Source organism: Dokdonella aquatica (assembly GCF_051987395.1).
In the GTDB taxonomy this organism is placed as follows: Bacteria; Pseudomonadota; Gammaproteobacteria; order Xanthomonadales; family Rhodanobacteraceae; genus Dokdonella.
The window spans coordinates 3271839-3288788 of record NZ_CP197094.1; the positions used below are offsets into that span (position 1 = coordinate 3271839).

Annotated in this window: 14 protein-coding genes; 4 read left to right on the forward strand and 10 right to left on the reverse strand. The window is 70.3% G+C overall.

Going from position 1 to position 16950, the window contains the following annotated elements; all coding sequences use genetic code 11:
• Window positions 1–8: 8 nt before the first annotated feature.
• The 5 genes from ACQQ2N_RS14690 to ACQQ2N_RS14710 all read right to left on the reverse strand — a co-directional run bounded on the left by ACQQ2N_RS14690 (window position 9) and on the right by ACQQ2N_RS14710 (window position 5403).
• A complete protein-coding gene (locus tag ACQQ2N_RS14690) occupies window positions 9–452 on the reverse strand; it encodes a response regulator (RefSeq protein ID WP_440222325.1) in 444 nt (147 codons plus the stop codon).
• Window positions 449–2296, reverse strand: coding sequence for an ATP-binding protein (locus tag ACQQ2N_RS14695; RefSeq protein ID WP_440222326.1), 1848 nt, complete (start codon window positions 2294–2296; stop codon window positions 449–451). Before ACQQ2N_RS14695 ends, ACQQ2N_RS14690 begins: the two co-directional genes overlap by 4 nt.
• A gap of 160 nt (window positions 2297–2456) precedes the next feature.
• Window positions 2457–3053, reverse strand: a complete 597-nt coding sequence (locus ACQQ2N_RS14700) for a hypothetical protein (protein ID WP_440222327.1) — start codon at window positions 3051–3053, stop codon at window positions 2457–2459.
• Between the two features lie 72 nt (window positions 3054–3125).
• Window positions 3126–4049, reverse strand: a complete 924-nt coding sequence (locus tag ACQQ2N_RS14705) for a response regulator (RefSeq protein ID WP_440222328.1) — start codon at window positions 4047–4049, stop codon at window positions 3126–3128.
• Window positions 4042–5403 (reverse strand): sensor histidine kinase, encoded by a 1362-nt coding sequence (locus ACQQ2N_RS14710; protein WP_440222329.1) that lies wholly within the window; start codon window positions 5401–5403, stop codon window positions 4042–4044. The genes ACQQ2N_RS14705 and ACQQ2N_RS14710 overlap by 8 nt, the downstream gene beginning before the upstream one ends.
• Before the next feature lie 182 nt (window positions 5404–5585).
• Between ACQQ2N_RS14710 and ACQQ2N_RS14715 the strand changes: the two genes are divergently transcribed.
• Entirely contained in the window at window positions 5586–7481 is a 1896-nt protein-coding gene (locus ACQQ2N_RS14715; RefSeq protein ID WP_440222330.1) for a tetratricopeptide repeat-containing diguanylate cyclase, read from the forward strand.
• A 239-nt stretch (window positions 7482–7720) separates the two neighbouring features.
• A complete protein-coding gene (locus tag ACQQ2N_RS14720; protein ID WP_440222331.1) occupies window positions 7721–8359 on the forward strand; it encodes a response regulator in 639 nt (212 codons plus the stop codon).
• Window positions 8360–8561: 202 nt separating this feature from the next.
• On the opposite strand, the gene ACQQ2N_RS14725 is transcribed toward ACQQ2N_RS14720, so the two are convergent.
• Window positions 8562–11681 carry an Rne/Rng family ribonuclease gene (locus tag ACQQ2N_RS14725; protein WP_440222332.1) on the reverse strand — a complete coding sequence of 1040 codons (3120 nt, stop codon included), beginning with the start codon at window positions 11679–11681 and terminating at the stop codon, window positions 8562–8564.
• Between the two features lie 401 nt (window positions 11682–12082).
• Here ACQQ2N_RS14725 and ACQQ2N_RS14730 point away from each other — a divergent pair, with 401 nt between their 5' ends.
• The gene (locus ACQQ2N_RS14730; RefSeq protein WP_440222333.1) at window positions 12083–13051 is read left to right on the forward strand and encodes an RluA family pseudouridine synthase; all 969 of its coding nucleotides are present in this window, start codon (window positions 12083–12085) and stop codon (window positions 13049–13051) included.
• Here the strand turns inward: ACQQ2N_RS14730 and ACQQ2N_RS14735 are convergent.
• The gene (locus tag ACQQ2N_RS14735; RefSeq protein WP_440222334.1) at window positions 13036–14592 is read right to left on the reverse strand and encodes a CPBP family glutamic-type intramembrane protease; all 1557 of its coding nucleotides are present in this window, start codon (window positions 14590–14592) and stop codon (window positions 13036–13038) included. The two genes, ACQQ2N_RS14730 and ACQQ2N_RS14735, sit on opposite strands and share 16 nt — an antisense overlap.
• Window positions 14582–14923, reverse strand: a complete 342-nt coding sequence (locus ACQQ2N_RS14740; protein WP_440222335.1) for a 4a-hydroxytetrahydrobiopterin dehydratase — start codon at window positions 14921–14923, stop codon at window positions 14582–14584. The genes ACQQ2N_RS14735 and ACQQ2N_RS14740 overlap by 11 nt, the downstream gene beginning before the upstream one ends.
• A 134-nt stretch (window positions 14924–15057) precedes the next feature.
• Between ACQQ2N_RS14740 and ACQQ2N_RS14745 the strand changes: the two genes are divergently transcribed.
• Window positions 15058–15651: an NfuA family Fe-S biogenesis protein gene (locus ACQQ2N_RS14745; protein WP_440222336.1), complete on the forward strand. Its 594-nt coding sequence runs from the start codon at window positions 15058–15060 to the stop codon at window positions 15649–15651.
• Between the two features lie 211 nt (window positions 15652–15862).
• Here the strand turns inward: ACQQ2N_RS14745 and ACQQ2N_RS14750 are convergent, their stop codons facing one another.
• Together ACQQ2N_RS14750 and ACQQ2N_RS14755 are read right to left on the reverse strand one after the other, a co-directional pair.
• A complete protein-coding gene (locus ACQQ2N_RS14750) occupies window positions 15863–16240 on the reverse strand; it encodes a c-type cytochrome (RefSeq protein WP_440222337.1) in 378 nt (125 codons plus the stop codon).
• Between the two features lie 5 nt (window positions 16241–16245).
• Complete coding sequence (locus ACQQ2N_RS14755; protein ID WP_440222338.1) at window positions 16246–16572, reverse strand: c-type cytochrome; 327 nt, start codon at window positions 16570–16572, stop codon at window positions 16246–16248.
• Between the last annotated feature and the right edge of the window lie 378 nt (window positions 16573–16950).

Below are 16950 nucleotides of genomic sequence, written 5' to 3' on the forward strand. Positions count from 1 at the left end.
TCAGCCGGTCAGCTCTCCGGCGTGTGGTTGGCGAGCATCCAGTACATGCCGATCTTGGTGACGGTCTCCGCGAACTCGACGAAATCCACGGGCTTCACGACGTAGCTGTTGACGCCGAGCTCGTAGCTTGCGAGCAGGTCGCCTTCCTCGCGCGACGAGGTCATCATGACGACCGGGACCGATCGCGTGCGCGGGTCGTTCTTGAGGATCTTGAGCACCTCGAGTCCGTCCATGCGCGGCATCTTGAGGTCGAGCAGGACCATGCGCGGATTGCCGACCGGACGGTTCTCGTACTTGCCTTCGCGGAACAGGAAGTGCAGCCCCTCGATGCCGTCGCGCACCCATTCGATGCGATTGGCGATGCCGCGCTTCTTGAGCGAGCGCATCGTCATCTCGGCGTCGGCGGAGGAATCCTCGACGAGCAGGATCTCGACGCTGTGGAGGTCGTTCATTCGATGGGCCCTCGGTACGGAAGCGTGAACGAAAACGTGGCGCCGGCGTCCGGTGCGCCGACCGCGGACACGCGTCCGCCGTGGCGCAGCACGATGCGCTGCACGATCGCGAGGCCGACGCCGGTGCCTTCGAACTCCTCGTCGATGTGCAGGCGCTGGAACACGCCGAAGAGCTTGTCGACGAAGCGCATGTCGAAGCCGATGCCGTTGTCGCGCACCTGGTAGCGCACGTGGCCGCCTTCGACCGCGCCGCTGATCGACACGCGCGCGTCCTCGCCGCGTCGCGAGCTGTACTTGATCGCGTTGGAAATGAGGTTGACCCAGACCTGGCGCAGCAGGGCGGGGTCGCCCGCCGCATCGGGCAGCTCGCCGATCGTGACGACGGCCGTCTGCGTCGCCTCGGTGCGCGCCTCCTCGAGCGCGGCCTGCACGAGGTTGGCCATCGTGATCGTCGTGATCTGCAGCGGCTTGCGACCCATCCGAGACAGCGAGAGCAGGTCGTCGATGAGCAGCCCCATGCGCCGCGAGCTGTCGCTGATCGCCGTGAGGTAGCGCGCGCATTCGGCGTCGAGCGCACCGGCAGCGTCCTCCTCGAGCATGCGCGCATAGCCGTGGATGTGGCGCAGCGGGGCGCGCAGGTCGTGCGAGATCGAGTAGCTGAAGCTCTCGAGCTCGGCGACGGTCTCCTCGAGCTGCTCGGCCTTGGCCTCGAGTGTGGTGTTGAGCTCCTGGATCTCGTGCTCGGCGCGCATGCGCTCGCTGATGTCCTCGGCCATGCCGATGAAGCCGAGCAGGCGGCCGTCGTCGTCGCGGATCGCGCTGACCGTCAGCTGGCCCGGGAACGTACGACCGTCGCGCGTGACGTAGGTCCACTGGCGCGTCTCGGCGAGCTCGCGGCGCGGGATCTCGGTGAATACTTCCGGCCCGGGCAGCACGCGCGTACCGAGTTCGCGGGTCAGCTCGACGGCGCGGTCGGAGATCTCGTCGGGGTCGTGGAACCGGGCGACGTTCTCGCGGCCCTCAAGCACGTCCTCGGCCGCATAGCCGAGCTTGCGGCTCGCAGCGCGGTTGAACACGATGATCTCGTTCTGTGCATCGACCGCGATGACCATGTGGCCGGCACCGTTGAGCATGGCTTTCTGCACGGCGTCCGAGCGCGCGAGCGCGGCACGCATGCGCTCGGTCGCATCGAGCTGGCGACGCAGGATCACGAAGCCCACGCCGAGGATCACGAGCGCGACGCCGGGTCCGTACAGCAACGAGCCACGCAGGTTGACCACCGCGTCGGCGGCGCGCTGCGACCGCTCCGTGAGGAGCTCGCGCTCGGCCGAGCCGAGCACCGCGATTGCGGCCTGCAACGCATCGAACGAACGCGTGCCCTCGGAAAGGAAATGTTCCTGCGCGGCCCTGATGCCCTCGCGTTCGATCTGTACGGATCGTCGCTCCATCGACGCGAAGCGCTCGCCGAGCAGCCTGCGCACCTGGGTGACGTTCGCGCTCTGCACGGGGTTGTCGCGGACGAGCTCGACGAGCCGGTCGACGGCTGAATTGGCCTGGTCATGGTGGCCGGCGCGTGCCTCGGCCCAGGAGGAGGTCCCGAGCATGAGATGGGTGCGGTGATCGGCCTCCATCAACAGCGAGGCGCGGTCGACGGCTTCGATCGAAGACAGCACCTCCACGGTGTGCGCGACGAGGCGGTTGTACGATTCCGATTCGCGTCCCTGACGGAACGACTGCGCCGTCGCGAGCACGAGCAGGCCGATCGCGAACGCGAAGATGACCCAGTCCCAGCGCCGCCGCAGGCGCATGAACCCACTCGGTGTGAACGTGTCAGGTGCCTGCATGATGCCCTCTCCCCGCTACTGATCTACCCGCTCGTACACAAAGTGTCAATGTGCGAAGAGTGGTGGATCCGGGCAGGGTTCAGCCAGCGCCGACGGAGGCTTCCGCGGGCAAGGTATGCGGTGCAGGTCGACCGGCCGCCGGGATGCCGGCGGCCGGTGTTCACGATCGGCTGATCGACGTGACGTAGACGAGTTCGCACGCACCGTTGCCGGTGTCGTCGCGCGTCAGCGAACTCCGCCACCGCCAGCCGGACGGAAGCGATGCCTCGATCAGCAGGCCCTCGATGTGCACGACGTCGCCGGCCCGCACCCGTCCGAGCCACGTGGCAACGGACGGGGTGGCCGGCACCATGTGCATGTTGCCGAACTGGCGGGAGATCTCCACCCACGGCAGCGGAAGCGGCTTCTGCTCGCTCCAGCGCAGGTACATGTAGCGCACGCTCTGGTGGAAATCGAGTTTCTCGAGCAGGGCGCTGTCGCTCATGGCACCCCAGCCCAACGCGAGGTCCATCGGCGAAAGCGGTGCTCCGGCATCGAACCGGTAGTCCTCCCGCGACAGCACGCGCGCGTGAACCCGGAATTCGGCGAGCGGCTGCACGGTGTAGTCGCCGTGGAGGAAGCTTGCGGCGTCCGCGAGATCGACCTGCCGCGGGGCGTCCGGCGCCAGGATGCCGGGCGGTCGCGAGCGTGCGAACGGAGGGGAGAACCACCAGCCTGCCAGGGCGGCGGCCAGGGCGATGGCGAGCCAGCGATTCATCGCGGGAGTCTAGCCGGCGCCGTGCAGGAATCGCACGCCGGCCTGCGCGGGCTCGCGAGGGACGCGTCGCCTTCAGCGGGCGGCGCCGTCGCGCAGGCGCCGCCAGTAGTCGAGGATGCGCCCGGGCAGCGACGGCGCCGGGGAGCGGGCGACGTGCTCGACCTCGTGGCGGCGCTGCAGGCGTGGCGTTGCACGCAGCTGGGCGTGGCGTTCCAGTGCCGAGGCGAGGCTGCGCCGCAACAGTTCTCGCACGGGCGGCGCGAGCAGGAAGCGGAAGACCTGGCCGTGGTTGATCAGGTCGATCGCGAGGCGGCTGTCCTGCATCGGCGAGACGACGATCACGAGCATCGCCGGACGCAGTTGCTTGAGGCGCTTGATCGCGTCGACGGTGTCGTCGCCCTGGCCGCCGAGCACGGCGACGAGTACGGCGGTTTCGCGTGCAACCAGTTCGGCGAGTGCCGCCTCGAGCGTCGCGACCGTACCGACCCGGATCGCCGCCGGCAGCATCGAGCGAACCTCGCCGCCGAGCTGGCCTGACGCGTCGAGCACGAGCACGTCGGCGGCCGGCGTGGCGGGCGCCACATCCGCGACCGCCGGCGTGGTGCGCGCGGCGGCGAAATCCTCGCGCGCGACCGCCGCGGCACCGAGCACGGTCTCGACGAGGCGGGGACCGTCCCACGGCTTCTCGAGGAAGCGGTAGATCTCGCCGTCGTTGACCGAACCCACCACGGCGTCCATGTCGGCGTAGCCGGTCAGCAGCAGGCGCATCGTCGAAGGCGAGCGCGCGGCGACCTCGCGCAGGACCTCGACGCCGCCCATGCCGGGCATGCGCTGGTCGCTGACCACCGCGTGCACCTCGCGTGTGCGCACCCAGTCGAGCAGTTCGGGCGCCGACGTCGTCGCGAGCACGTTCGCACGCCCGCGGAACAGCATGCGCAGCGAGCGCAGGATGCGCTCCTCGTCATCGATGAACGCGATCGTCGGCAGGTCAGCCATGCGCGACGGCCTCGCGTTCGAGCGGCAGCGCGACCGCGAAGCGCGTGCCGCGCCCCGGGGTGGAGGCGACGCGGATGAGCCCGCGGTGCTGCTCGACGATCTGGTGCGCGATCGCGAGGCCGAGGCCGGTGCCCTGGCCGACCGCCTTGGTGGTGAAGAACGGGTCGAAGATGCGCGCGAGGTCGGCCTCGGCGATGCCCTTGCCGTTGTCCTCGACGAGCACGAGCGCGCGTGAGCCCATCACGTGCGTGCGCACGACGATGCGGCCACCATCGTGCTCGATCGCCTGCACGGCGTTGTTGACAAGGTTGAGCAGCACCTGGTTGATCTGCGCGGGCGAGCACTCGATCGGCGGCACCTCGCCGGCGTGGCGCACGACCTCGATGCCGCGCCGCTTGAGGATGTGCTGGACGATGCGCAGCGCGCTGTCGACGAGCTGGTTGAGGTCGGCCTTCTGCGTGCGTGCCTGGTCGAGGCGGCTGAAGTCCTTGAGGTTGGCGACGAGCTCGCCGATCTGGCCGAGGCCGTGCAGGGTGTCGTCGAGCAGCGCCGCAGTGTCGTCGAGCATCGCGACGTCGAGGTTCGCGCGCTCGGTGCCCAGTGCGTCGACGCGCTCGGGCAGGTCGTCGGGCGGCGTCTCGCCATCGAGCAGGCCGGCCGTCACCGCTTCGTAGGCGCCGATCAGGCGCGTGGTGTCGGCGAGCGTCGCGCGCGTCATCTCGACGTTGTTGCGCACGTAGCCGAGCGGCGTGTTGATCTCGTGGACGAGGCCCGCGACCATCTGGCCGAGCGAGGCCATCTTCTCCGACTGCACCAGCTGCAGCTGCGAGGACTTCACGCGTGCATAGGCGCGTTCGAGCTCGCGCGTGCGCTGGCCGAGACGCGCGTCCATCGCGCGCAGCACGTCGAGCACCACACCCGTGCCGAGGTAGCGGCCGGTGTCGTCGACGACGATGAAGTCCTCGGTGATCGGGCTCGGGATGCGCTCGGCGATGAGGCGCGCGGCCTCGTCGATCGGCATGGATGCGGGCAGGACGAGGGCTTCGCGGTTGGCCAGCGAGGCGATTGGGCGCTTGCCGTACAGCTCGCGACCGTACGGCATGAGCAGCACGCGCATGAGCGCGTAGCGGCTGATCGCGCCGACCGGGATGCCGTCGTCGACGATCGGCAGCGACAGCAGGCCGGCGTGGCGTGCGTCGAGCAACCGGTCGGAGACGTCGAGCGTCGGCGTCGACGAAGCCAGCGGCGTGGTGTCGCGCAGCAGCGTGGCGAGATCGGACGCCGGCGGCGGGGCGGGAGGGGGCGTAGCGGGAGGGAGTTCGGTGCGCAGCATGCTCGATCGCGCGGAGGTCATCGCACGTGGTTCGCGAAACGTGATGGCGTTCATTGTGTGCAGGCTTCGCGAAAACCTCGTGACAGCTTCGCGGCAACTCGTGGAATGCGCTGCCGTCCTCGTTCATGCGATGCCGTCCATGCTGCGGCGGGTTCACGGATCGCGCATGCGGCAGTACAGTCGCAGGCTTGACGGGGGGCGGGATGGACACAGGAAGGATCGCGTGGCGCATCGTCGCCACGCTGCTCGCGACGGCGGCCGGGACGGTCGTCGCGCAGGTGAAAGACCAGGCCGGGCCGCACGAGGCGACGCTCAAGGAGTGCACGCGCATCGTGCGCAACGATCCGAATGCAGCCGTGCCGCTCGCCGAATCGGTGCTCGCCGCATCGCCGCTGCTGCCCGACACCGAGATCCGTGCGCTGGTCTGCCTCGGCCAGGCGCGCGCGACGCTCGGCGACCCGGCGGCCGCCGCGAAGATCGTCACGCGCGTGCTCGAGCGCGTCGACGAACAGGCGGTCGTCAAGGGCGAGGCCGCTTACGCGCTCGGCCAGGCCGGCGGCATCCTGCAGACGATCGGCCAGTCGCAGCGTGCTGCGGCACTCTACGAGCGCAGCCATGCACTGACGCGCGAGGACGGCTCGCCGCGCGCCGAGATGCTCGCGCTGCTCAACATCGCAGGCCTGCAGTCCGGGGCATTGCGCAACCACGAGGCCGCCGAGCCCTACTTCCGCCGCGCGATCGAGATCTCGCGCGAGATCGGTGCCGAGTCGAGCTACATGCAGTTCAACTACGGCCTCAACCTCATGCTGTGCAAGCGGCCCGACGACGCGCTGCGCGAACTCGCGCGCGCGGTCGAGCTTGCCGACGCGGCCGAAGGACAGCAGGGCGTGCGCCATCGTGCCGAGGCCGTGCGCGCGGAGATCCTCATGGACCGCGGCGACTTCGCGGCTGCGCGTGAGGCGCTGGAGCCCGCGCTCGCGGGCCAGCGTGCGCTGCCCGATGCGCTCGGCGAGGCGACGAGCCTGCGCCGCCTGGCACGCCTGCAGCGCCTCGAGGGGGATACGCGCGAGGCACTCGTCACGGCGACGCGGGCCGTCGAGCTCGCGAGGAACGGCGGTTACGCCGAGGACGAGCAGACCGCCTTGCGCGAGCTCGCCGAAGTGCACCGCGCGCTGGGCCGGTTCGGCGAGGCGATGGACGTCGTCGAGCACCGCCATGCGCGCGAGATCGCGGCGCTCGCGGACCAGAACCTCAAGAGCCTCGCCGGCATGCAGGCCGACCTCGAGAACCAGTCGGGCGCCCGACGCGTCGAGAAGCTCGAGTTCGACAACCGTCTGCAGGCCCTGGAGGTCGAGCGCGTGACCCTGCTGCGCAACCTCGCGATCGGCGGCCTCGTGCTCGTGCTCGGCGGCGGCCTGATGCTCTATCGCTTCCAGCGCGACATGAATCGTCGACTGCTCGCGATGAGCACCACCGACGCACTCACGGGGCTGGTCAATCGCCGGCTCGGCGCGCGCCGGCTCGCCGACCTCGCGATGCCGAACGGTGCGCGGAACGTCGTGCTGCTCGTCGACGTCGACCATTTCAAGGAGATCAACGACACCCACGGGCACGCCGCGGGCGACCACGTGCTCGTCGAGCTCGCGCGTCATCTCAAGGCCTTGTGCCGTGCCGACGACCTCGTCGCGCGCTGGGGCGGCGAGGAGTTCCTGATCGCCTGCCGGCAGCCCGACCTCGCGCATGCGCGCGCGTTCGCCGAGCGCCTGCGCGCCGGCATCGCCGGGCGACCGATCCGGCTCGCCGACGGTCGCTCGCTGTCGCTGAGCGTGTCGGTGGGATTCGCACCGTTCCCGTTCGTGCCGGGACGCGTGGACGAGGACTGGCATCGGGTCGTGGCACTCGCCGACCGCGCGCTGTACGCGGTCAAGCGTTCGGGGCGGGACGCCTGGGCCGGCTTGTGGAACGCGGGTAATTCGCACGTCGCGCTCGATGCGGTCGAGCGCGACCCCGACGGTGCCGCACGCGAGGGCATCGTCGTGCTCGAGAGTTCGCGCCCGGTCGCGTGGTCGCCCGAGGCTGCCGCATCGGGCCGCGACTGAGGTGCGAGGCCGTGGTCCACACGGGTTTTCAGGCCGCGACGGCATGGATCGATCCGCGTCCACGATGTGACGGAGTTCACTTTTTGACCCTGCCTCACGCCTCCCGGGCGTGCGGGCATGCCTTATGCTCGACCGAAGGGAGAGGGCAGGTCGTCCGCGGTGCGCGGCGGCCACGGGATGGAAAGTCGCGTGCCGTCGCCACACCGGCGGGCGTGACACCCAGAGGAGAACCACGCCGCATGATGCGCATCGCGCTGATCGACGACCACGAACTCGTGCGCACGGGTTTCCGGCTCATCCTCTCGACGCAGCCGGACATGAGTGTCGTCGGCGAAGCCCCCGACGGCGAAACCGGGCTCGCGATGCTGCGCGAACAGCGCCCCGACATCGCCCTCGTTGACGTGCACATGCCCGGCGTCAGCGGCATCGAGGTCACCGAGCGCGCACGCAAGCTGCAGCTTCCCACGCGCATCGTCGTCGTGACGATGGTCAGCGAGGCCGCGTTCCCGAAGCGCCTGCTCGAGGCCGGGGCGATGGGCTACATCACCAAGGCCTGTCCGTCGGGCGAACTGCTCAAGGCCGTGCGCCAGGTCGCCGACGGTCGCCGCTATCTCGCGCCCGATGTCGCGGAGGCACTCGCACTGCACGCGATCGAGGGCACGCGCGGTTCGCGGTTCGAGGTGCTGACATCGCGTGAACTCGAGGTCGCGCTGATGCTCGCGCGTGGCGAGTCGATGCCGAAGATCGCCGACCGCCTGAGCCTGAGTCCCAAGACCGTCGCGACGTACAAGTACCGCACGTTCGAGAAGCTCGACATCGACAACACGGTCGCGCTCGCGCACCTGCACGGCCTGCTCGATCCGGGAACGCGCATGTAGTGCGTACGGTGGGCAGCTGCGGAACGCTGCTCGCCGCGTGTCGTCGCGGGGACGCGATGCGTCGCGTCATGCCTCGCGGAGAGGGCGGGTCCATACGAGGGCGCCCCAAGCGTGAAGTCGGAACGTGTGCGGAGACGACGGGAAAGATCCGCGCCGGATGCATGCGTATCCCCGGGGCGCGGCGCGCCCCGGGGACGGCGGATCAGGTCCCGGCGGTGTCGTCGTGCGGACGCTTCTTCGAAGCCTCGTCACTGCTCGACGCGGCATCGGTGGTGGTCGCATCGATCGTCGCCGCGTCGGCCGCAGGCTCGACGGTGCTATCGGCCGTCGCAGCGTCGGCGGCCGCGACCGTGTCGGCGTCCGGTGCAGGTGATGCCTCGACCGTCGCGGTTTCGTCGGCCGTCGCTTCGACCGGTGTTGCGGTCGCCGGCGTCGTGTCGACGGTCGGCTCCGTTGCGTCGACGGCGGACGTCGCGGCATCGGTTGCCGCAATCGACGAAGCGTTCTCCGGCGACACCACGGCCGTGTCGTCCTGTGCCGGCTCGGCAGTCACGGTCGTCGGCGCGGCAGGCGCGGATGACGGTTCGGACACGTGCTGGACGGGCGTCCCGGCGGCCGCCGTCGACGGCTCCAGCGTCACCGACGCATCGGGTACGAGGGTTTCCATCACGGCCGTCGCCGGCGTCGCGGCGGAAACCGGCGAGGCAGCAGGCGCAGTTTCGTCGTTCCTCTCCGCCACGGCCGCGGGCTTGCGCGGAGTCGAGAACAGGTCTTCGACGAGATCGGCCTGGGCGGGACGTGCGACCGGCGTGAACGCGCTCGGCTTCGACGTGGCCGGCTCTGCCTCGACGGCGGGTGCCGGAGAGGCCGGGCGCGGACGCTCGGCGGCGGCCTCGGCGGTCAGCGGCGTACCGGCCGGACGCACTTCGGCGTCGGGCGAGACGCGTGCTTCGACCTCGGCGCTGTCATCGTCCGCATCCTCGTCGTCGAAATCGTTCGACAGCGCGGCATCGCCGGCGGCACCGGCGGCGAGCGCGTCGGCGTCACCCTTGCGGCGGCGGCGGCCACCACGGCGGCCACGGCGGCGCTTGGCCGGTGTACCGGCTTCGCCGTTCGCGGCGTCGTCGGCCGCGGCGGCGACCACGGGATTCACGGGCAGCGTCGTCGCTTCGTCGGCGTTCGGCGCGGCCGTGTTCGCGACGACGGCAGCGGCGGCCGCCACCGGAGCGGCGACGGGCGCCGACGGCGCAGCCGCCGGAGCCGGCGCGGGCTTCGCGGCCTGGGCCTGGCGTGGCTGCTGCGGATTCTGCGGCTTGCGCTCCTCGCGCGGGCCGTCCTGGCGCGCAGGACGCTGGCCCTGGGCCTGGCCGCCTTGCGGCTTGTTGCGCGCTTCGTCGCGACGGTTGTCGTCGCGACGACCTTCTTCACGGCGCGCCTCGTCGCGACGGCCGTTGCCGTCGCCGCGACCGCCCTGGCGATTCTGCTGCGAGCGCTGCTGGCCCTGGCCGCCACGACCGTCGCGGCCGTCACGGCGCTGCTGGCCGTTCGGACGTGCGGGCTTGGCAGTCGGTGCGGCCGGCTTGGCCGGCTCGGCGGCCGAAGCGTCGCCACCACCGAACAGCCTGCCGAGCCACGCGAAGAAGCCGCCGCGCGGGGCCGGCGCGGTCGCGACCGGAGCCGCGGCCGGCGCTTCGGCGGCGTCGGCTTCGGGCTTGAGCGGGGCAGGGCTGGCCGGGATCACGCGGCTCACGGCCGGCTGCTCGGGCTCTTCGCCGGGTTTGGCGAGCTGCGGCAGCGGCGTCGCCTGCACGGGCGTGACGCGCTTGTAGCTCGGCTTGACGTCGTCGCCGACGTCGGCGCTGCGGATGCGCTCGATGTGCAGGTGCGGCGTCTCGAGCTTGTCGTCGGCCACGACGATGACCTGCACGTCCTGGCGCACCTCGATCTCGCTGAGGTGGCGGCGCTTCTCGTTGACGAGGAAGTTGGCGACCTCGGGCGGCGCCTGCACGAGCACCTGGCCCGTGTTGTCCTTCATCGCGTGTTCCTCGACGAGGCGCAGCGCGGACAGCGACAGCGACTCGACGCTGCGGATGCGGCCGTGGCCGTCGCAGCGCGGGCACACGCTCTGCGTCGACTCGCCGAGCGACGGGCGCAGGCGCTGGCGCGACAGCTCGAGCAGGCCGAAGCGCGAGATGCGGCCGATCTGCACGCGGGCGCGGTCCACGCGCATCGAATCCTTGAGGCGCTCCTCGACCTCGCGCTGGTGGCGCGGGCTGTCCATGTCGATGAAGTCGATGACGATGAGGCCGCCGGCGTCACGGATGCGCAGCTGGCGCGCGATCTCGGCGGCAGCCTCGAGGTTCGTGTTGAACGCGGTTTCCTCGATGTCGCTGCCCTTGGTCGCCTTCGACGAGTTGATGTCGATCGCGGTCAGCGCCTCGGTCTGGTCGATCACGATCGATCCGCCCGAGGGCAGGCGCACCGTGCGCTCGAACGCGTTCTCGATCTGCGTCTCGATCTGGAAGCGCGAAAACAGCGGTACCGTGTCCTGGTAGAGCTTGAGCTTGCGCAGGTTGTTCGGCATGACCTGCTGCATGAACTCGCGGGCGTCGTGGTAGACCTCCTCGCTGTCGATGAGGATCTCGCCGGTGTCGTTGCGCAGGTAGTCGCGCAGCGCGCGGATGATCAGGCGCGATTCCTGGTAGATCAGGAACGGTGCCGGGCGCGAGGTCGCGGCCTCGGCGATCGCCTTCCACAGCTGCAGCAGGTAGTCGAGGTCCCACTGCAGTTCCTCGGCGTCACGGCCCATGCCCGCGGTGCGGATGATGAGGCCCATGTCGTCGGGGACCTGGAGCTGGTCCATCGTGTCCTTGAGGTTCTGCCGATCCTCGCCCTCGATGCGGCGCGAGACGCCACCCGCACGCGGGTTGTTCGGCATCAGGACGAGGTAGCGGCCGGCGAGGCTGATGAACGTGGTCAGGGCCGCGCCCTTGTTGCCGCGCTCTTCCTTGTCGACCTGGACGACGACCGACTGCCCTTCCTTGATGAGCTCGCGGATGCCGGCCTTGTTCGGGTCGGCGCCCGGAGTGAAGTACTGGCGCGAGACTTCCTTGAGGGGCAGGAAGCCGTGGCGGTCGCCGCCGTACTCGACGAAACACGCTTCGAGCGACGGCTCGACGCGCGTGATGCGGCCCGCGTAGATGTTGGACTTCTTCTGTTCCCGCGAGGGGATCTCGATGTCCAGGTCGAACAGCGTCTGGCCATCGACGATGGCCACGCGCAACTCCTCACGCTGAGTTGCGTTGATCAACATGCGCTTCATTGTCGTGTTCCCTAAAAGGCGCTCGAACCGCTGCCGCGCGTTGGCGCGCAAGCCCCATCGGGCTGCGCGCCGCGCGATCCGGCTGGACCGGTTCACCGGCCGCGGGAGCGCCTGTTGCCTGTAATCGCCGACGCTTTCCGGGCGTCGACCGTCATGTGGTGCAATGCGCAACCGGAGACCCTTTGCCACCGCGAAGGCGGCAAGCAATCTCCGATTCGAACCGTTACGATGTCCGGTCTTTGAGGAACCTGCACGACGCTCGACAGAGATCCGGCGGCAGGGCCCGAACGGGCGTGACGGACGAATGCGCCGTTGTGGAGCCGCCGGCTTGCCCGTTTTCCCGGGAGCCGGCTGGCGGCGCGAAACGCCGACCGAGTGTAACAGTCGGGAACATTTTTTCAATGAAGACACAGACTTCGGCCAACTTTGCAGAGTCGGCCCCAACTGGCGTGCAACTCGTCAAGGTCGGCGAGGACAAGGACGGCCAGCGCATCGACAATTTCCTGTCGACCCGCCTCAAGGGGGTGCCGCGCAGCCTCGTCTACCGCATCCTGCGCACCGGCCAGGTGCGCGTGAACGGCCGCCGCGCCAAGCCCGAGACCCGCCTCGCGGCCGGTGACGAGGTGCGCATCCCGCCGGTCCGCGTGGCCACCCCGAACGACCCTGGCACCCCGGCGCCGTCGCAGCTGCAGCGCATCGAAACCGCGATCGTCCACGAGGATCGCGACTTCCTCGTCCTCGACAAGCCGAGCGGCATCGCCAGCCACGGCGGCAGCGGGGTCAGCTTCGGCGCGATCGAGCTGCTGCGCGCGGCGCGCCCGAACGACACCCTCGAGCTGGTCCACCGCCTCGACCGCGACACCAGCGGCGTGCTCGTGTTCGCGCGTCGCCGCCCGGCCCTGACCGGGCTGCAGACCGAGATCCGCGAAGGGCGCGCGACCAAGCGCTACCTGGCCCTGCTGCGCGGCCATTTGCCGCAGGCCCGCGTGACCGTCGACGCGCCGTTGCAGAAGTCGATCCTGCAGGGCGGCGAGCGCATGGTCCGCGTCGACCCGGCCGGCAAGCCGTCGGTGTCGCATTTCCACCGCATCGAGTCGCTCGACGGCGCGACCTATGCCGAGGTCGCGATCGAGACCGGCCGCACCCATCAGATCCGCGTGCACGCGGCGAGCATCGGCCACGGCGTCGCCGGCGACGAGAAGTACGGCGACCGCGATTTCAACAAGCGCGTGCGCGAAGCCGGGCTCAAGCGCCTGTTCCTGCACGCGGCGCGTTTCGAGTTCTCGCTCGGGCCGCGCGACTACAGCTTCAGCGCGCCGCTGCCGGCGGACCTGCGCGATCCGCTCGGCGCGCTTCAGAACAGGAGATAGCGCGCGCTGACCTCGGCCGAGCGCAGCACGTCGGCCGGCAGGCTCGCCGCGAGCAGCAGGCTTGCCGCGACGTGGGCGACGAGGTTCGGCAGCAGCGCGCGATGGCGCTGCCAGTTCGCGATCCAGGCGAGCCCGGCGACGAACGTGAGCTGCATGAGCATCGCGTTCGGCGCATGCAGCAGCGCGAACAGGGCCGCCGCGGCGACCAGTGCGGTGCGCCGCGATCCGGTCACGCGTTCGATCAGGCCGGCCACGATCACGCAGACCAGGAACTGCTGCAGCGCGGCCCAGCCGAGGTAGCGCAGCACGCGCGCCCACGATGGCGGCTGCAGCAGCGTGCCGGGCTCGTGCAGTGCGAACGCGAGTGCGACGGCGATCGCGACGGTCGCGAGGGCGACCGCCCAGCCACGGCGTCGTTGCGTGGCGGTCGGCAGCGTCGGCGCGGCGCCGAAGAGCAGGCTCGCCGCGAACGCGAGCGTGACGACGATCGCCGCGATCGCCGCCGGTGCGAGGTCGTCGTCGAAGAATCCGCCCAGCACGATGACGAGCGGTGCCGCGATCACGCCGGCGAGCTCGAGCGCGGCGCGCAGGCGTGGCGCGACGGGCGGCTTCACGCGCAGCGCGAACAGGCCGAGGCCGAGCAGGGCGGCTGCGAGCGCGCCGGTCCATGCCGGCCACGCGCCCGGACGCGACGTCCACGCGGCGGCTCGGGCCTGAACGTCGGACCACGCCGATGCGGGCACGACGACCGCGGCCGGATGCGTCTCGCGCACCGCGTCACGCGCGGCCAGCGTGGTCTCGACGCGTGCGTCGGGCAAGGTGTAGACCGGCCATGACGAAGCGGTCGTCTGCGGTTCGCGCAACGCTGCTGCGAAGGCAGCGGTCTCGCGTGGTGCCGGCAGCGCGATCGTCACGAGCCTCGTCGCGTCGATCGCCGAGGCCGGGCGCAGCGCGACGTCGGCGAGCCGTACGTCACCACCGTCGTCGGCACGGACGCGGATGCGCAGCATCGCCGCGCGCACCGGCGCCGTGACGGTCGCGCCGTCGCAGCGCCACGCGAGCGCATGCAGGTCGAGCTCGACGCGCGGCGTGCGCGCCGGCACCTCGCGCTCGGCGCTGTCGCAGAGCGCGCCGTCGAAACGCTCGCGAAGCGAGGCCGACACGTGCAGCGGCACGGCCGCGTCGAGCGAGAACGCGAGGGTCGTGTAGTGGTGCAGGTCGAGCGGGCCACGCAGCACGAGGCCGATTTCGGCGGCATCGCGACCGAGCACGACGTGCACGCCGTCGTCGCCGAGGCGCGACGGTGCACCGAACGCACGGCCCGCGATCACGTCGCCACGATCGCGCAGGTTCCAGTGCAGCGGCGTGTCGCCGTGTGCGAGCGCGCCGAGCGCATGCACGGCGTCGTCGACGAGCGAGGCGCGCACCTGCGCGCGCGCGAACGCGTCGAGCGCGAGCATCACGACCAGGGCAGCGAGCGCGGTCGCGAACGTCGCCGCGACGCGGCGCAGGGCAGGCGCGCGCGGTGGCTCAGCGTGCAAGCAGCGCTTCGACTTTCGCCGCGCAGATCGCGTCGTTCTCCGAGAGGCCGCCGACGTCGTGTGTCGACCACGTCAGGCGGCAATGGCCGTAGCCCACCTCCATGTCCGGGTGGTGGTCTTCCCGGTGCGCGATCCAGGCGACCGCGTTGACGAAGGCCATCGTGCGGTGGAAGTCGTCGAACCTGAAATCCTTCGTGATGCGGTCGTCGTCGCCGGCCAGGGTCCAGCCCGGCAGCACGGCGAGGCGCTCGCGGACGGCAGCGGCGTCGAGGCCGTCGGCCTTGCCCTTGCGGGGCTTGCAGGAGGCGCGGGAAAGCTCGTCGAGGGTCATGGCGTTCTCGTCGGTCGGTCGGTGCGGCAGGCGCCGCGTCGGGGTTTGCATCCTCGCGCGTCGCCCCCAGTTCGGTGGTGGCGCGCGTCGCGCACCGGAACCACTAGAATGGGCGATCCCTCGGGACACTCCAGATGATCGATCTTACCGAATCCGCGCGCGAGCACTTCAGCCGCCTCATCGAGCAGCAGCAGGTCGACGGCCTCGGCATCCGCCTGCGCGCGGTCTCGCCGGGCACGCCGCGCGGCGACTGCCAGCTCGAGTTCTGCGAGCCGCACGAACTGCGTGGTGACGAGTGGGAGGTCGACTGCGGCGATTTCTCGCTCTACATCGAGTCCGACAGCGTGCCCTTCCTCGACGGTGCGCACGTCGACTACTCGCGCGACGCGACCGGCGGCCAGCTGTCGATCCGTGCGCCGCGCCTGCGCGGCGCGCCGCCCGAGGAGGGCGCGAGCATCGTCGAGCGCGTGCGCTACGTGATCGATGCCGAGGTCAATCCGCAGCTTGCCTCGCATGGCGGCCGCGTGACGCTGCGCGAGGTGACCGCCGACGGCATCGTCGTGCTGCAGTTCGGCGGCGGCTGCCACGGCTGCGGCATGGTCGACGTGACCTTGCGCGACGGCATCGAAGGTACGCTGCGCAGCCGTGTGCCCGAGATCACCGGCGTGCGCGACGCGACCGACCACGAGTCGGGCGACCAGCCGTATTACGCGCGCAAGGCGGGGTGAGTCGGGCATCCGTGCTGCGGCGGTGACGCCGCTGGATGCAGAGCCAGGCGCGGAAAGGCGCTGGATTCCCACCTTCGCGGGAATGACGGGATCGGTAAGTGAATGCCGGGCGTGGGCGGCGTGACCAGCCACGAGGACCGTCGCCGCATCGGACTTTCATCCGGCCCTTCGGGCCACCTTCTCCCGGAGGGAGAAGGTGCCGTGAAAAGGCTTACTCGGCCTTGGCCTTGCCCATGAAGGGCTTGAGGTCGTTGAGCTTGCTCGGCAGCGCGGCGTAATACGCGGCGAGATCGTTGATGTCCTCGTCCGACAGCGTGGCGGCGAAGCCGGCCATGATCGGATTCTTGCGCGTGCCGTCCTTGTAGGCGTGCAGCGCGTGCGCGAGGTAGTCGGCATACTGGCCCGACAGGCGCGGGTACATCGGGTCGATCGAGTTGCCGTCGGTGCCGTGGCAGGCCTGGCACGGCAGCGACTTGGTCTTGCCGGCTTCGATGTCGCCCTTCACGCCTGCCGCGAATGCGGGTGCCGTGGCGACGAGGCCGAGGGCGAGCGTCAGCGTCGCGCGCTGGATCTTGTTCGTCCGGTTCATCTGCGTCACTCCGCGGTGTTCAGGCTGGACAGGTACGCCGCGATGTCGCGGATGTCGGCATCGCTGAGGCTCTCGCCCTGCGCGCGCATCGTCGGATGCGTGCGGTTGCCGGTCTTGTACTCGGTCAGTGCGGCGACGACGTACTCGTAGTGCTGCCCGGCGATGCGCGGCACGTGGTAGTTCGGGTAGGCGTTCCTCCAGCCCGTGATGCCGTGGCAACCGGTGCAGGTGTAGGTCTTGATCTTGCCTTCCGCAGGATCGCCCTTCGCATCGTCTGCATGGGCGGTGGTGGCTGAGAACAGGGCAACGGCGAAGAGCAGCGCTCGGGTCATCTCGAAGCTTCCGGATCCGGCTGGGTCGTGAGTCGGGAAAGGTGGCAACGCGGAAGTATAGCGATTTGAAACGTTCAGGCCAGCGCGGCCGCTGCGGCGCGGCGGCGCAGCGGTGATCGCCGGCGCGATCCGGTGCACCTTGCGGCGCGTCGCCTCGCGATCATGATCGACGGGTGGGACGTGGCCCGTGAAGCGAGGACCATCGATGACGCTGCCCGCTCGCTCGTGTACACGCGCATCGCGCGACGCGTCACCGGCGACATGCCCTCCGACCCCACACTCTCGAACGCGCAGTTGGCGCACGCACGCAACCGAATGCCCATCCGCTGCATCGAAGGACGCCGATGCGGGTGCTGTGCCCGTGTTGTATGTATATGG

Excerpts from the sequence above, each read along its gene's own strand:
- ACQQ2N_RS14715 (WP_440222330.1), top strand. The coding sequence starts at position 5,586 with ATGGACACAGGAAGGATCGCGTGGCGCATCGTCGCCACGCTGCTCGCG.
- ACQQ2N_RS14745 (WP_440222336.1), top strand. The coding sequence starts at position 15,058 with ATGATCGATCTTACCGAATCCGCGCGCGAGCACTTCAGCCGCCTCATC.
- ACQQ2N_RS14730 (WP_440222333.1), top strand. The coding sequence starts at position 12,083 with ATGAAGACACAGACTTCGGCCAACTTTGCAGAGTCGGCCCCAACTGGC.
- ACQQ2N_RS14755 (WP_440222338.1), bottom strand. The coding sequence starts at position 16,572 with ATGACCCGAGCGCTGCTCTTCGCCGTTGCCCTGTTCTCAGCCACCACC.
- ACQQ2N_RS14740 (WP_440222335.1), bottom strand. The coding sequence starts at position 14,923 with ATGACCCTCGACGAGCTTTCCCGCGCCTCCTGCAAGCCCCGCAAGGGC.
- ACQQ2N_RS14725 (WP_440222332.1), bottom strand. The coding sequence starts at position 11,681 with ATGAAGCGCATGTTGATCAACGCAACTCAGCGTGAGGAGTTGCGCGTG.
- ACQQ2N_RS14690 (WP_440222325.1), bottom strand. The coding sequence starts at position 452 with ATGAACGACCTCCACAGCGTCGAGATCCTGCTCGTCGAGGATTCCTCC.
- ACQQ2N_RS14720 (WP_440222331.1), top strand. The coding sequence starts at position 7,721 with ATGATGCGCATCGCGCTGATCGACGACCACGAACTCGTGCGCACGGGT.
- ACQQ2N_RS14705 (WP_440222328.1), bottom strand. The coding sequence starts at position 4,049 with ATGGCTGACCTGCCGACGATCGCGTTCATCGATGACGAGGAGCGCATC.
- ACQQ2N_RS14695 (WP_440222326.1), bottom strand. The coding sequence starts at position 2,296 with ATGCAGGCACCTGACACGTTCACACCGAGTGGGTTCATGCGCCTGCGG.
- ACQQ2N_RS14750 (WP_440222337.1), bottom strand. The coding sequence starts at position 16,240 with ATGAACCGGACGAACAAGATCCAGCGCGCGACGCTGACGCTCGCCCTC.
- ACQQ2N_RS14700 (WP_440222327.1), bottom strand. The coding sequence starts at position 3,053 with ATGAATCGCTGGCTCGCCATCGCCCTGGCCGCCGCCCTGGCAGGCTGG.
- ACQQ2N_RS14710 (WP_440222329.1), bottom strand. The coding sequence starts at position 5,403 with ATGACCTCCGCGCGATCGAGCATGCTGCGCACCGAACTCCCTCCCGCT.